General features: G+C 66.3%; 2 protein-coding genes. Both read right to left on the bottom strand.

Going from position 1 to position 445, the window contains the following annotated elements; translation table 11 throughout:
• Positions 1–106: NmrA family NAD(P)-binding protein (locus ACZ3HH_RS29395; RefSeq protein ID WP_465810022.1), on the bottom strand; the 106-nt coding region annotated here is incomplete at its 3' end.
• Positions 107–137: 31 nt separating this feature from the next.
• On the bottom strand, positions 138–445 hold a 308-nt coding region (locus ACZ3HH_RS29400; protein WP_465810020.1), incomplete at its 5' end, for a hypothetical protein.

Raw genomic sequence — 445 nt, forward strand, 5'->3', positions numbered from 1 at the left:
GGGCGAGGGCTCGGACGTGGAATCCGGCGTCGAGGGCGAGGCGGGTGAAGTGGCGTCCCGTCTGGCCGGTTGCGCCGAGGACGAGGAGGGTCTGCCGAGAAGTCATGACTCGACACTAGACACTGCCTAGAATATAGTCAATGTCTAGTTCGCGATAAGATGCCCCCGTGTCCGATCGGCCCTTCCATCACGGCAACCTCCGTGCCGTGCTCCTCGAGGAGGCGGTCTCGGTGCTCCGCGAGGTCGGCGTCGATGGACTGTCGTTGCGTGATCTCGCTCGCCGTGCCGGAGTCAGCCATGGCGCGCCTCGAAGTCATTTCGTCAATCGGCAGGCGTTGCTCGACGCTCTCGCCGAGTCGGGTTTCCGGCAGCTTGCCGCCGATGTACGCGAGGCGCTCCACGGGGGGAGCGACGTGCGAGCGCGATTCCTGCGTGTCGCGCGCGC

It is taken from the genome of Pseudomonas sp. PME37.24/025 (genome assembly GCF_055556615.1).